Below are 11,247 nucleotides of genomic sequence, written 5' to 3' on the forward strand. Positions count from 1 at the left end.
GGCTGCGGATACCTTCGGCTACTCGAACGCGATCTCTGCAACAAGTGGCGAGTCGGGTTCCTTGCCCAGCGCATTGGCGAGCGTGCCGCCCTGGCGGAACCAATAGCGGCAGCCGGTTCGGGTGAGCATCGTGACGCACATCAAGCCGTCGGTCCGAACCACCCATGTTCCCGAGGCGCTGCCCGGCCCGCTCTTGTTGACGAACTCGACACGGCCATCGGTCCGAAAGATCCAATGCGACACCATGCCCGTCGACAGGTTCCTCGACTCGATGCCCTTGTCGATGAGCACGCTCTCGATCTCGGCCTTGCCCAGATAGACGCGCTCTTCGGCCGCGATCACGTGGGCGGCCGGCGGGAAGAGCGCGATCGCGCCGAAGAACATCGAGCAGAAGATTCGGACTTGCATGATTTCGCTCCCATCCAGCACATGGGTACCCACGCGATGAACTCCCCGAACCCGTGGCGAATGCCACCCATCCACGATAGGCGAGGCGGGCAGGTTCTTCATGATCGAACTGCGAAGATGTGGCGATGATTTCGTGAAGAGAAAAGTCCTCATGTCCTTCCGGAGCGAAGCAAACAGGAAGAAAATCTCCGGTCGGTTCGCTGCATTCAATGCCACTGCCGGCAATCATCGAGAGATGCGTCCATGTCCGAACGGCAACCACCAGTCAATGAGCGAAATCAGCCCGCACCCGCAAGCTCGCGGGGCCGAGCTGGAATCGCGGCAACGGTCCAGTTCGCGGGCTTCCAGTTCGACTTCGAGCGCGGCCAGTTGCGGCAGGGTGGCACGCTGATACCGCTCAGTCCCAAGCCCGACGCGCTGCTGCGATTCTTCCTCGCCAATCCCCAGCGCCTCATCAGCAAGACGGAGTTGATGGACAGCCTGTGGCCGGACGTGGTGGTCACGCACGACTCGCTCGTGCATTGCATCGGCGAACTGCGCAGCCGCCTGGGCGATCACGGCGCGGCACTGATTGCGACATCACCGCGGCGCGGCTATATGTTCGACGCTGAGGTCCGGCCTGTGCAGCCCGATCGCGCGGATCCACCCGCGCGCCGGCCGGAAACAGCGGCGGCGCCGGTGCAGCGCAACCGGTGGCTCGCAGTCGCCGCGCCGCTCTGCGTCAGTGCGATCGGCATTGCCCTCGCGATCTACATGGCTTCGGGGCGCAGGTCGCCTGGCAGGCTTCCATTGCGCTGATGCCGACGGCCCGACCGGGCGCATAGACTCGGCCCATGCGTTCCGCCTTCACCGCCGACCTCCCTCCAGTTGCCTTCCAGGAGAAGCCAGCTGAAAGCGGCCTCCAAGGCGCAAGCGTTCCATGAAGGCGGGCTGCAAGGGCCAGCGGCGGGCGGGCCGGTGGATCGCAACGCTGTGGCTGGCGCTGCCCCTCGCCTTCCTGCCTTGTGCGGGCGCCGCCGAACCGCCGGCAATGGATGCGGCCGCGCCGCACGGCGATGGCGCTGTCCACATCACGCGGGCCGAACTGCTGTCCATTCCCGGCACCGGCTACTCCGCCCCGCCGCGGCGCATCGAGGACGCCGGGCTGCCGAGCGAGGGCTGGCAGACGGTCAGCCTGCCGCATACGGCCGGCCGAGAGCTGGTGCCCACATCCGGGGGCGGCGTGCACACGGTCACCGACTGGTACCGCATCGATCTGGCCGGGCTCGCGCCGTCGGCAGAGCCGCGCCTTCTCTACCTCCCGCGCTGGAAGACCCTGGGCCACATCGCGGTGTACGGCGATGGCGTGCTGCTCCATCAGTCGCAAGGCAGCGCCGTGCACAACGGCTACAACCATCCGCTGCTGCTGCCGCTGAACGCAGCGGCCCGCACGCCTTCTCCGGCGTCGGTGCTGATTCGCGTCGACCGGCTGCGCAGCAGCGGGAGCGGATTTTCGACGGTGTGGGTGGGCAGCCAGGATGCGCTGGGCTGGCGCTACCATGCCCGCCAACTGCTGCAGGTGCAGCTGCCGTTCATGGGCAGCGCGGCGTTCCTGGCGGTGGGGGCCTTTGCATTCGCGGTATGGCTGGGCAAGCGGCGCGAATCGCTCTACCTGCTGTTCTTTGCCATCTCGGCGATGGCCTTCCTGCGCACGCTGCACTACTTCGTGAGCGGCGACTACCTGCCGATTTCGGACGAGTGGTTCGAATGGATCACGGTGGCCTCGCTGCTCTGGCTGATCATCCTCATCCACCTGTTCCTGCAGCGGCTGCACCAGCAGCCCTCGCGCTGGCTCACGCGCTTGTCGGTAGGGCTGGCGCTGGCCTGCAGCGTTGCGACGCTGCCCCACGTGTCCGAGGCAATACCCAGCCTCTACCTCTTCACCCCGCTGCTCAACCTGGCGGTGCTGCCCGTCACGGTGCTGATCTTCGCGGTGAACCTGCGCAAGGCGCTGCGCTCCAAGTTTCCCGAGGGGCGGCTGGTGGCGGGCTGGGCCGTGCTGGCGCTGGCCTTCACTTCCTATGACGGGCTGCTGCAGAACAACCTGGTGAGCCCGGAGAGCGTGTACACCTCGCCCTACGCCATCATCAGCCTGTTCTTCATCTTCTCGTACATCATGTTCCAGCGCTACACGGGCGCCTTCGCCGAGGTGGCCCGGCTGAACAAGGGCCTGGCCCAGCGGCTGCAGGCGCGCGAGGCCGAGCTGGAGCAAAGCTACCAGCGGCTGCGCGTGATCGAGAACGAGCAGATGCTCGGTGCCGAGCGCCGGCGCCTGATGCAGGACATGCACGACGGGCTCGGCTCGTCGCTGATCAGCGCCATCCGCTCGGTGGAGCAAGGCGCCATGACCGGCACCGAGATCTCGGGCGTGCTCAAGGGCTGCATGGACGACCTGAAGCTGGCCATCGATTCGATGGAGAGCGTGGACGCCGACCTGCTGCTGTTGCTGGCCACCCTGCGCTTTCGCCTAGCGCCGCGCATCGAGAGCGCCGGGCTCGCGCTGCACTGGCAAGTGCAGTCGGTGCCCGCGCTGGCCTGGCTGGACCCGGGCAGCGCGCTGCATATCCTGCGCATCATGCAGGAGTGCGTGGCCAACGTGCTGCGCCACACGCGGGCCACCATCATCCGCTTCAGCACCGCGACCGAGGGACAGGGCGTCTGCGTGGTGATCGAGGACAACGGCGCGGGCTTTGCCGTGGAAGAGGCCCTGCGCCGAAGCGGCCGCGGGCTGCGAAACCAGCAGCGGCGCGCGCTGGCCATCGGCGGCACGGTGCGCTGGGAATCGGGCAGCGGCGGGACGCGCTTCACGCTCTGGCTGCCCCTTCGCCATGGAGAGAGTGCCGACAAGACCATGAGCGCCGCCTGAGATTTCCTGTTGCTAGGATGCCGCCATGTCCGCGATCCCTGCCAGCTACACGGTTCAGCAGCTCTCGGCCGACGACGGGCCGCTGATGACTGCGCTTCTCGGTGTTTTCGGCGAAGCCTTCGACGAGCCGGCCGCCTATGCTGCCAGCCGCCCTCGGCCTGCCTATCTGCGGCAGTTGCTGGGCAGCGGCTATTTCATTGCACTGGCGGCGCGCGAGGAATCGCAGGTCATCGGCGGCCTTGCGGCCTACGAACTGAAAAAGTTCGAGCAGGAGCGCAGCGAGATCTACATCTACGACCTGGCCGTTGCCGCCCACCACAGGCGCAGGGGCGTGGCGACCGCGTTGATCCGCGAGCTCCAGCGCATCGGCGCCGAACGCGGGGCCTACGTGATCTTCGTCCAGGCCGATCCGCCCGATGCGCCGGCCGTGGCCTTGTACTCGAAGCTGGGCGTGCGCGAGGACGTGCTGCATTTCGACATCCCGGTGCCGCCGGTGAAACCGCCGCAGACGTCCTGAAACTCAATGGCGCTCACGCGCGACAACTGGCCGAGCCGCACAGCCGTCCAAGCCTCGCGGGCGCAAGCCTGCTGAACCTCAAGCATCAGCTGGCGTTGCAGCTGCTGGACGACAGCGTCAGCGTTGCCCTGAAGTACGAGCTTGTCCACCGCTTCGAGGCGCTGGGCGCTCGAGTGAAGGTGGTCGAAAGGGTTTGCCAGGACGCTGACGGAGATACATAGCGCTCGCACCGAAGGCCCCCGCGACCTCGCGGAGTCCGAAGACGAACCGAAGCACTTCCGTCTGGAGCCGGAACAGCATCGCCGGGACGCGCCGGTGGATCGGAAACTTGAATCGCTTCAGATGCATCCTGTCCCCGATGGTCGAGGTCATTCCGGTGTCTGCCGGACACGGTGCCGGGGTCACGATGCGCGGCTTCAGCCCGTGAAGCCATGCGCGCTCCAGCGCATGATCGAAAGGCAAGGTCATCGGCCGCAGGCGCTGGCTCAGAATCCTTGCGGCCCGCCTCGAGTAGAGGATGCAGTTGGCATTCATGTGCCGCGACAAGGGAACGGCCAAGGCATAGGGCCCGACCAGCTGCTCGACGTGGATCGGCGTTCCCGAATGGAAACCCGACAACTTGACGACATCCCACAGGTGATCGACCTGGATCAATCGCGCCAACAGGCCAGCGAAATCGGCGGGAAATGCCGCATCGTCCTCCAGCAGCAATCCGTACTCGGCATCGCTGCGGAGAAACTGATCGAGCGCTCGAAGGTGCGACAGGTAGCAGCCCACTTCGGCCGGGTTGAGAGACTTTCCGTGGCGCCATCTGTACCCAGCAGCGTCGACATCCTCGACCGAGGAGCGCTCCAGCCGATGGCCATCGATCGCAGGCACACGATGCCACTGGATCGGCTGGCAACCCAGCCGCCGTTCCATATTGGCCATCCGCTCGGGCGATCGGTCGAGGTTGATGACGAACGCCTGGACGGCCAGGGACATCGTCTTCCTGCCTGGGCGGGCGCCCATGGGCGCAGTGGGGTACTTGATCACGGCTTCCTTGAAGGACGGGGGGACGCGTCCGATGATCAAGCGGCAAGACTTTCTGAACTCTTACCGGCGCCCCCCGCATCCGGAAATCGAGGGATTCGACAGACTGAACCGCAGTCCAGGCTCCGCCCGCTCGGCCGTGAGGCGCCAGCCATGCGCCACGGCAATCTCGTGGCAGATGGCCAGGCCCAGTCCTGCCCCGTGGTCCCGCCGGTGCGCTCCGCGCCAGAAGCGCTCGAACAGCAAGGGAAGCTGCGCGGCATCGACGCCCGGCCCGAGGTCCCTGACGGTCAGTGCGTCGCGCTGGAGCTCGATGTGCACGGACGTCTTCGCGGGCGCATGCTGGATGGCGTTTTCCAACAGGTTCTTCAGCAAGGTGAACAAGGCGCCGCGATCGGCTTCCCACTCCACGCCTTCGACCGCAGCAGACACCATCAGCTGCACGCCGGCCGCTTCGGCCATGCGCTGCAGGTAGGCAGCGGCTTCGTCGGCAATCCCCTGCACGCCGACGATGGCGAGCTTGTAGTTGCGCACCTCGCTGGCTTCGGCCAGCAGCAGGAGCTGCTGCACCTGCCGGGTCATGTATTCGACGTCGCTCAGCAGCGAGTCTTCATCGCCCGCGTCCTCCTCCTTCAGTTCGATCTGCGCGCGGATCAATGCGAGCGGCGTCTTCAGCTCGTGCGCCGCGTTGCCGAGAAACTCCTGCTGCACGCGATAGCCCTGCTCGAGGCGCTCGAGTACCCGATTGAAGCTTTCGACAAGAGGAGCGATCTCGACCGGGATCGCTTCCGTGTTCAGCCGTGCATGCATGGAGCGCGGAGAGATCGCCGCGGCAGACTCCGAGACGTCCCGCAGCGGCTTGAGCGTGTAGCGCAAGGTGATGTACGCACACAGGCCGAAGGCAAGAAGCAGCACCAGGCCGAACACCGTGACGCCCACGCCCACCAGCGGAAGGGCCACACGATGAAGAAGCGCCATGAGCCGCGTGCTGGCCGCGACCTGGAAATACCAGGTCCTGCCCCCATGCTTCACGGGCGCGGTGACGCCGTACAGGGTCACGCCCTCGTGCTCGAATTCGAAGCGTTCGCGCACCAGGTGGGGAAGGCCTTCGCCGGCTGGCCAGATCTTCTCGCCGGCTGGCGACAGGAGTGCCGCGTTGCCGGCATCGTCGAGAACGCGGTAGGCCGCCTCGCGCCGCAGGCTGTCGAACACCCACGCCAGGTCGTCCTCGTCCGCTTCCAGTCCGACGGGCTTGCCGCTGCTGTCGAATCGGAGCATTTCCGCCATGTCCTCGGCACCGCCCGCCAGGTCCATCCGGGCCAGGTCCCGGCTCTGAACCATCACGATGGCGGCGACCACGAGCAGTGCGATGCTGAGCATCGTTCCGGCCAGGTAGGCCAGCAGCACCTTGAAGCTCAGGCTATTGAGGCGGATCGCCTTCACGAAGCGCATACCCCAGGCCTCTCTCGTTGATGATCCGCTGGCGCGACCCGATGGCCAGCAGCTTGCGGCGGATGCGGTGCAGGGCTACGTCCAGCGCGCTCGGCGTGACCGCCTCGCTCAATCCCCAAGCCGCCGCCTCCAGCGCGCTGCGGCGCACGACCTCCTCGTGCTTGCGCAAGAGCAGCACCATGATCTGCACTTCCGCCGGCGCGAGCGTGATCTTCTCGTCCCCGCAGTGCAGGATGCTGGCGCCGGAGTGCAGCGTCAGGTCGCCATGGCTGAGATCGAGCGTCCGGAACTCCACCGGGCGGCGCAGCAGGGCGCGCGCACGGGCCACCAGTTCGTCCATGGCGAATGGCTTGGGAAGATAGTCGTCGGCGCCTGCCTCGAGGCCCTCGACTCGGTCGTGCAGCGCATCGCGCGCCGTCAATACCAGGCAAGGCACGCGAATGCCGGCGCTGCGCAGCCTCTGCAACAAGGCAAGGCCATCGCCGTCCGGCAATCCTCGATCGAGGATCAGGGCCTGGTAGGGCATCTGCCTGATGGCGGCCCAGGCCGAGTCGGCGCGGCCCACCACGTCGACACCGATGCTGGCGGCCAGCAAGCCCTTGCGTATCAACCGAGCCAAGCGGTCATGATCTTCGATCAGCAGTATTCGGCTCATCAGAAGCGGTATGTGTATCCCAGCAGCATGCGGCTCTCGGTCGACCGGTTCACCAGCGGGCTGTCCTTGATGGACTTCGGCAGGCTCGACACGGACACATCGAGGAACACGGAGTTTCGCTGATCGATCATGTAGACACTGCGCAATCCCAGCTCGGCACTGGTGCCCGCTTTCCCGGCATAGGCCGGTCGGCCCGCACGGGCCTCGCTGGCGCGCACGCCGTAATAGTAGTCGACGTACTTCTTGTCGTGCCAGACCGCTTCCACGCGGGGCATGAGCATCACGCTCTGGCCGACACGCCAAGCCTTCTGCAGGCCGATGCTGAACTTCTGGCCCTTGCTCTTGTTCGATGCGTCGGTCATCCATGACACCTGGAGATCGGCGAAGTCGTTCTTCCACTCCATCTCGGCGCCCGCCCAGAAACCGCCCTTGCGTTCGCTCATGCCGGTGAAGATGGGGGCATCCTTGGCCTTGTAGCCGCTCCCGTCGAACTTGCCGATCAGGCTGAAGTTGAGCTTCTGCGAATCGCCGATGTCGACACCTGGCAGCTTGAGCCCGATCTGGGGCCCGAAGATCCGGACGTACCTGTTCTCGAACCGGAGCATGGGCAACACCTTGGTCTCCCGGTCCATGCCGATGTAGGGCTTCTGCATGCTCACGACGGCGGCGCCGAGCGACCAGGACGTCGACTCCGGATCGCCGGGCGGTTGCTGGGCATGGGCCAGGATTCCGTGGGCCAGTGCCGCGGCAAGGATGGAAGTTCGGGCCAGGTCGACGGCGGTGGCCTGGAGGCGAAGCGGGAAGCGTTGGAAAGGGGGCACGAAGAGGGTCCTCGGTGGATGTTGAAGCCCGCATGCTCCAAGCCCCGGACTTACCCAACACTTACCAGGCTTGCATCCTGCACCCCGGCCGCATCCGCGTTTCCCGGTAAGTGTCGGGAAAGCCTCGCGACCGGACAGTCCCGTTCATTGCAGATGAAAGCGACGGCACTCCTGCCTTCGACAGCCCGGTCAATGAACGTCCACTCCAGATTCCAACACGCACCTCTACAGGTTCTTGTGCAGCAGCTGCACAGGAAGATCCGCGGCCTCGCGTGGTGCGCAACCGCCGGCGTGCCGCTCGTGCTCGCGGGCTGTGCTTCGACCGCACCGGCCTGCGCGCCGGACCATGCCGGCGCGCAGGTGGCCGATCAATGGCACGCACTGCTTCCGCACGGCGGACGGGTCGACGAGCTCGGGCACTGGTGGTCGCAGTTCGACGATCCGCTCGTGCCCCGCCTGATCGAGGCGGCCCAGCGCGCGAGCCCCACGCTGGCGCAGGCCGCCGCGGCCATGGCCGATGCGCGGGCGGTGCAGGTGGGCAGCGGCGCGGCCTTGCTGCCCTCGCTGGGCATCTCGGCGAGTGCGTCGAAGGGGCGGCAGGAGCTGTCCGCCCCCGTGGGCAAGCTTTCGTCGGTGGGACTGGAAGCCGCGTGGGAGCTCGATCTCTTCGGCGCCCACCGCGCCGGCCTCGCAGCCGCCAAGGCGCGGTGGTCATCGAGCCAGGCCGGCTGGCACGATGCACGTGTTTCCGTCGCTGCCGAGGTGGTGCGGAACTATGTCGAGCTCAGGGCCTGCGAGGCGCAGGTCGACCAGGCCAGGATCGATGCGGTCTCCCGCGCGCAGACGTCCCGCCTCACCGAGACGGCCGTGGCGGGCGGCATCCGCTCGCCTGCAACCGCGGACCTGGCACGCGCCAGCGCGGCGCAGGGTGACGTGGCACTCGAGGAGCGCAAGGCGCGATGCCAACTGCTGGTCAAGGCGCTGGTGGCGATGGCCGCCCTGGATGAACCGGCCTTGCGCAGCGCGCTTGCCGCGAAGACCGCGCAGCTGCCGGCTCCGGCCGAATTCGGCGTGGCCGCGGTGCCCGCCGAGCTGCTCGCGCAGCGACCCGACATCCATGCGGCCGCGCAGGACGTCATTGCCGCCGGCGCTGCGTCGGCGCAGGCCCGTGCGCAGCGTTGGCCGCGCATCACGCTGGCGGGCAATATCGGCGCCATGCGCACGTCGAGCATCGGCGCCAGCGCAGACGGCACGGTCTGGAGCGTCGGGCCCATTGCCATCACTTTTCCGCTCTTCGACGGCGGCATGCGGCAAGCCAACGCACAGGCCGCCAAGGTCCGCTACGAGGTTGCCACCACGGTCTACGCCGCGCGCCTGCGCACGGCGATCCAGGAAGTGGAAGGCGCGCTCGTCACGCTGGCGGGCACGGCAAATCGCAGCGAAAGCGCCGGCATTGCCGCCGATGGCTTCGAGCGCTCGTACCGGGCCACGGCGGCGGGCTACGGCGCGGGCACGGCGAGCCTGTTCGACCTGGAAGACGCACGCCGCAGCATGGCCGCCGCGCAGAGCGCGCTGGTCGACCTGCGCCGCGAGCGCCTGCTGGCCTGGGTCTCCCTGTACCGGGCGATGGGCGGCGGATGGTCGGCCCCGGCGGCGCAGCAGCTCGCCGGATCGCGGCACCCGGGGCATGAAAGATGAGCCCGCCATTTCGATGGATGCTGACCGCCGCCCGGTCCTCGATCGTCTGGATTGCCCTGGTGCTCTGGGCGGACGCCGTGATCGTCAGGGGCATCCACTGCGGCTTGACGCCGGCGCTCGACGAGTTCTTCGACAGGGTGAGCGAGCTCGCCAACGCGACGGTCCTCGCCGGCATCGCGTTGGCTGCCTGGGGTGCGAGCCACGTCGCATTGGCATGGCCCGCGGCCGGGCGCTGCAGCCGGTTCTGGGAGCAGACAAGGCGCGCAAGCCTGCTCATGCTGCTCACGCTGCTGACAGGCGGCCTGGCCACGCTGGCGCTCAAGCACATCGTCGCGCGGGCGCGGCCTTTCATGTTGCTGGAGCACGGCCGGTATGGCCTCGCCGCACCGTTCTCTGGCGCGCCCTTCAACTCCTTTCCTTCCAGCCACGCCTTTGCGGCTTTTGCCGCGGCGGGCGTGCTGGCGTGCCTACGTCCCGCATGGCGCGTGCCGCTGCTGGCGCTTGCCGTCGCCGCCGCTCTCTGCCGCGTGCTGACGCTCGAGCACTTCCCAAGCGATGTCCTGGCCTCCGCATGCATCGCCGCCTGGTGCGTGCGCTTCTGGGCACCGCGCGTTCAAGGCGCCATCTCCAACAGCCGATCATGAAGACACCGCACCATCTTGCACTTGCCACCCTGGGCCTCGCGCTCGCCGGCGCGGCCCTCACGGTCGCGCTCGCCAGGACCCATCCGGACGCGCGTCCAAAGGAAGCGGCTGCGGCCGACCCGGGGCAGTCGGCCCTGACCGTGGTGGTGTCGCGCCTGCAGCCCGCATTGCTGTCACTTCGCGTGCCCGCCAACGGCAATATCGCGGCGTGGCAGGAGGCCATCATCGGCACCGAGGCCAACGGCCTGCGCCTGGCCGAAGTCAAGGTGAATGTGGGAGACAGGGTGCGCCGCGGGCAACTGCTGGCCACCTTCACCGCCCAGACGGTCGAGGCCGAGCTGGCGCAAAGCCGTGCCGCGGTCGCCGAGGCGGATGCGGCGCTCGCCGAAGCGGCAGCCAATGCCCAACGGGGGCGCGTGCTTCAGGACAGCGGCGCACTGTCGGGCCAGCAGATCCACCAGTACGCAACCGCGGAACGCGCGGCAAAGGCGCGGCTGGATGCGGCCAGGGCCGTCGAAAGAACGAGCTCGTTGCGCCTCGCACAGGCCCGCGTCGTCGCGCCGGACGACGGCATCATTTCCGCGCGGACGGCCACGGTTGGTGCCGTGGTGCCGGCCGGCCAGGAACTGTTCCGCCTGATCCGGGGCGGCCGGCTCGAATGGCGCGCCGAGGTGGCGGCCGCCGACCTGGCCCGGCTCCAGCCCGGGCAGAAGGTCCGGATCGCACCGGCCGGCGGGGAGGCCGTCGAGGGCCGGCTGCGGATGCTGGCACCGTCCATCGACATCCTGTCGCGCAACGGTCTGGCCTACGTGGACCTGCCGCCCGGCGACACGCTGCGCGCCGGGATGTTCGCACGCGGCGAATTCGAACTCGGCGCGAGCGAGGCGATGACGCTGCCGCAAGGCGCGGTGCTGCTGCGCGAAGGCTTCAGCCATGTGATGCGCGTGGGGCCGGATTCACGGATCGTCCAGGCCAGGGTCACGACGGGCCGCCGCGCGGGCGACCGCATCGAGATCACCGGCGGCCTCGATGCAAGGGACCGGGTCGTTGCCGCGGGTGCCGCCTTCCTGGGCGACGGCGATCTGGTGCGCGTGGCCGAAGAGCCGGGGACCTGA

Annotated in this window: 11 protein-coding genes; 6 read left to right on the plus strand and 5 right to left on the minus strand. The window is 67.7% G+C overall.

Annotated features, from left to right (window positions below; translation table 11 throughout):
• Nucleotides 1-18 precede the first annotated feature (18 nt).
• Nucleotides 19-408: a hypothetical protein gene (locus RZE77_RS32900; protein WP_319442866.1), complete on the minus strand. Its 390-nt coding sequence runs from the start codon at nt 406-408 to the stop codon at nt 19-21.
• Nucleotides 409-651: 243 nt separating this feature from the next.
• Between RZE77_RS32900 and RZE77_RS32905 the strand changes: the two genes are divergently transcribed.
• The 3 genes from RZE77_RS32905 to RZE77_RS32915 all read left to right on the plus strand — a co-directional run bounded on the left by RZE77_RS32905 (nt 652) and on the right by RZE77_RS32915 (nt 3,830).
• Nucleotides 652-1,206 carry a winged helix-turn-helix domain-containing protein gene (locus tag RZE77_RS32905; protein WP_319442867.1) on the plus strand — a complete coding sequence of 185 codons (555 nt, stop codon included), beginning with the start codon at nt 652-654 and terminating at the stop codon, nt 1,204-1,206.
• Between the two features lie 121 nt (nt 1,207-1,327).
• Nucleotides 1,328-3,313 (plus strand): sensor histidine kinase, encoded by a 1,986-nt coding sequence (locus tag RZE77_RS32910; protein WP_319442868.1) that lies wholly within the window; start codon nt 1,328-1,330, stop codon nt 3,311-3,313.
• A gap of 25 nt (nt 3,314-3,338) precedes the next feature.
• Nucleotides 3,339-3,830 carry an AAC(3)-I family aminoglycoside N-acetyltransferase gene (locus RZE77_RS32915; RefSeq protein WP_319442869.1) on the plus strand — a complete coding sequence of 164 codons (492 nt, stop codon included), beginning with the start codon at nt 3,339-3,341 and terminating at the stop codon, nt 3,828-3,830.
• A 117-nt stretch (nt 3,831-3,947) separates the two neighbouring features.
• On the opposite strand, the gene RZE77_RS32920 is transcribed toward RZE77_RS32915, so the two are convergent.
• From RZE77_RS32920 to RZE77_RS32935, 4 genes are all read right to left on the minus strand, one after another.
• Nucleotides 3,948-4,814, minus strand: a complete 867-nt coding sequence (locus RZE77_RS32920; protein WP_319442870.1) for a glycosyltransferase family 25 protein — start codon at nt 4,812-4,814, stop codon at nt 3,948-3,950.
• Nucleotides 4,815-4,925: 111 nt separating this feature from the next.
• Nucleotides 4,926-6,314, minus strand: coding sequence for an ATP-binding protein (locus RZE77_RS32925; protein ID WP_319442871.1), 1,389 nt, complete (start codon nt 6,312-6,314; stop codon nt 4,926-4,928).
• Nucleotides 6,283-6,969: a response regulator transcription factor gene (locus RZE77_RS32930; protein ID WP_319442872.1), complete on the minus strand. Its 687-nt coding sequence runs from the start codon at nt 6,967-6,969 to the stop codon at nt 6,283-6,285. The genes RZE77_RS32925 and RZE77_RS32930 overlap by 32 nt, the downstream gene beginning before the upstream one ends.
• The gene (locus RZE77_RS32935; protein WP_319442873.1) at nt 6,969-7,790 is read right to left on the minus strand and encodes a MipA/OmpV family protein; all 822 of its coding nucleotides are present in this window, start codon (nt 7,788-7,790) and stop codon (nt 6,969-6,971) included. Before RZE77_RS32935 ends, RZE77_RS32930 begins: the two co-directional genes overlap by 1 nt.
• Before the next feature lie 237 nt (nt 7,791-8,027).
• Here RZE77_RS32935 and RZE77_RS32940 point away from each other — a divergent pair, with 237 nt between their 5' ends.
• Genes RZE77_RS32940 through RZE77_RS32950 form a run of 3 tightly spaced genes read left to right on the plus strand, consistent with a single transcriptional unit; the run spans nt 8,028 to nt 11,247 of the window.
• Entirely contained in the window at nt 8,028-9,488 is a 1,461-nt protein-coding gene (locus tag RZE77_RS32940; RefSeq protein ID WP_319442874.1) for an efflux transporter outer membrane subunit, read from the plus strand.
• 17 nt (nt 9,489-9,505) lie between these two features.
• Nucleotides 9,506-10,132 carry a phosphatase PAP2 family protein gene (locus RZE77_RS32945; protein ID WP_319442875.1) on the plus strand — a complete coding sequence of 209 codons (627 nt, stop codon included), beginning with the start codon at nt 9,506-9,508 and terminating at the stop codon, nt 10,130-10,132.
• Nucleotides 10,129-11,247, plus strand: coding sequence for an efflux RND transporter periplasmic adaptor subunit (locus RZE77_RS32950; RefSeq protein WP_319442876.1), 1,119 nt, complete (start codon nt 10,129-10,131; stop codon nt 11,245-11,247). The genes RZE77_RS32945 and RZE77_RS32950 overlap by 4 nt, the downstream gene beginning before the upstream one ends.

The organism is Variovorax sp. SPNA7 (assembly GCF_033807855.1).
GTDB lineage: Bacteria > Pseudomonadota > Gammaproteobacteria > Burkholderiales > Burkholderiaceae_C > Variovorax > Variovorax beijingensis.

Coding starts and splice junctions, on each gene's coding strand:
- RZE77_RS32930 (WP_319442872.1), bottom strand. CDS start 6,969: ATGAGCCGAATACTGCTGATCGAAGATCATGACCGCTTGGCTCGGTTG.
- RZE77_RS32925 (WP_319442871.1), bottom strand. CDS start 6,314: ATGCGCTTCGTGAAGGCGATCCGCCTCAATAGCCTGAGCTTCAAGGTG.
- RZE77_RS32915 (WP_319442869.1), top strand. CDS start 3,339: ATGTCCGCGATCCCTGCCAGCTACACGGTTCAGCAGCTCTCGGCCGAC.
- RZE77_RS32950 (WP_319442876.1), top strand. CDS start 10,129: ATGAAGACACCGCACCATCTTGCACTTGCCACCCTGGGCCTCGCGCTC.
- RZE77_RS32920 (WP_319442870.1), bottom strand. CDS start 4,814: ATGTCCCTGGCCGTCCAGGCGTTCGTCATCAACCTCGACCGATCGCCC.
- RZE77_RS32910 (WP_319442868.1), top strand. CDS start 1,328: ATGAAGGCGGGCTGCAAGGGCCAGCGGCGGGCGGGCCGGTGGATCGCA.
- RZE77_RS32945 (WP_319442875.1), top strand. CDS start 9,506: ATGCTGACCGCCGCCCGGTCCTCGATCGTCTGGATTGCCCTGGTGCTC.
- RZE77_RS32905 (WP_319442867.1), top strand. CDS start 652: ATGTCCGAACGGCAACCACCAGTCAATGAGCGAAATCAGCCCGCACCC.
- RZE77_RS32900 (WP_319442866.1), bottom strand. CDS start 408: ATGCAAGTCCGAATCTTCTGCTCGATGTTCTTCGGCGCGATCGCGCTC.